Here is a 1,661-nt window from a genome sequence, read left to right as displayed (position 1 = left end):
GCGAGCGCCCAGTTCCACACGCGCCGGGCCGTGCCGCAGGCGCGTTTGAAGTAATCCGCCTGCTCGGGCGTGGGACGAAGGGCGATTCGGTGGGTAAGGTGCATGGTCAGTCACTCATCGCCAAGAAGTTTTGCCGCCTTGCCTGTGCTCATGGTATTTTCCATGAACACCCTTATGGACTAATTTGCACTTTTTGTAATACGAGAGTTAGCTCCTCAGGGCGCGGAGGCGGCAGCCGCCTCGGCCTGCAGGCGCGCCTCAATCTGGGCGAGCGCGGCGAAGGAATCGGTGAGCGCCACGCGATGCGCCGCGAGCGGCTGGGCCGCGAGCTCGTCGAGGGCGGCGAGCGTAGACGCCACGGCAGGGTCGTCGCTCACATAGAATCGAACCAGCGTTTCGCGCACTTTGCCGAGCGCGGCGCAGTAGCGCGCTTCGTCTCCACCCTGCGCCGCGAGCCGGGCGCTGGCAAGCCACAGCCGCAGGTTCTCTTCGAGCACCAGCCGCTGCTGCGGCGAGAGCAGCTCCGGCGCGACGGCATCGAGCCGCTCCAGGCGCACGAGGCCTGCCGCGGACGCGAGCACCTCGTCCGTGCCGCGCAGCAGCGCCTGCCAGGCGCGGCGATACCAGGGCGATTCCGCCGGCGCCGAAGCGTCCTGCGGCGCAGCCTCGGCGGCGAGCCGTGGCGCGGCCACCGCCGACGTCTCCGGCATGGGAGCGGCGAAGGCGAGCGTGAGCTGCGGCAGGCGGGATTCCAGCGCGTCGAGCCGGGCGAGGATCCCGTCGAGATCGACGCGCGGGGCGGCACGCAGCCGCTCCAGGTCACGGGCGAGCGCCTGACGCAGGGGAAGGAAGAGTCCTCGGCTTTCCTTGGCCAGGCGCGCGTCGAGCTCGCCGAGCACGGCGAGCGCCGTGGCTGGATCGTTCGCCCAGTCGATGCGCCGCTGGGCGTAGATGAGCGCATCGCGCGCTTCCAGCAGCAGGCGCCGTTCATCCTGCTGCGCCAGCGCCTGGGTCAAACGTTCCACCAGACGGCCGATCTCGCGCAACTCATCCACCTGCCCCTGAACCTGCCCGAGCGTGTGCTGCACCGTGTCCAGGCGCTGCGACAGGATGGTAAAAGCTCCTTGAAGCTGCTGAAAGGATTCCTCGCTGCGGCGCGCTCCCTGTTCGAGCCGGCCGAGCCGTTCTTCGAGCATCTGGCGCCGTTCCGACTCCTGCTGTGCGACGTGGCGCGTATAGCCGTATGCCCCCAGGGCGAGCAGCAGCGCCGCGATCCCGGCGATGAGCGCCCAGACGCCGGAGCGCCCTCGCGCCGGAGTCGCGCTTGCCGTCGAAGCACCCCGCGCGCCGCGCGTTGCACTGGCCGCCCCCTCTGGCGGCGAATCCGCCGAAGCGCCGCCTTGGGCCTGGGCGGCTGCGGCATCGCCCACAGGTGGGGAGGCGGAAGGGGCTCCAGCCCCGGCAGTCGCGCCGCCCACAGCCGCAGCGGGCGTTTCGGCCGCAAGGGGACGATCTTGCCCCGAAGGTTTGGCTTCTTCTTGCGCTCTGGGTTCGTTCATCGACACTTCTGCTCTCAAAAACGTACGCAAAAGTGCGCACGGTTTTCTTCCTGCCCCGAGCCGTCTCGATGACCGTGCTCGTGCCTGACAGGCGTGACTTTC

The 1,661-nt window shown here is 69.2% G+C and carries 2 protein-coding genes; both read right to left on the bottom strand.

Annotated features, from left to right (window positions below; genetic code table 11):
- A partial coding sequence (locus tag ASC37_RS11970; RefSeq protein ID WP_157287488.1) for a helix-turn-helix domain-containing protein occupies window positions 1–104 on the bottom strand: 104 nt, incomplete at its 3' end.
- A 111-nt stretch (window positions 105–215) separates the two neighbouring features.
- A complete protein-coding gene (locus ASC37_RS11140) occupies window positions 216–1,559 on the bottom strand; it encodes a uroporphyrinogen-III C-methyltransferase (RefSeq protein WP_082438494.1) in 1,344 nt (447 codons plus the stop codon).
- Window positions 1,560–1,661 lie beyond the last annotated feature (102 nt).

The organism is Tepidiphilus thermophilus (assembly GCF_001418245.1).
Classification (GTDB): Bacteria; Pseudomonadota; Gammaproteobacteria; order Burkholderiales; family Rhodocyclaceae; genus Tepidiphilus; species Tepidiphilus succinatimandens.
The sequence above is the reverse complement of the archived record's forward strand: the minus strand, read 5'-3'. Positions and strand labels throughout refer to the sequence as shown.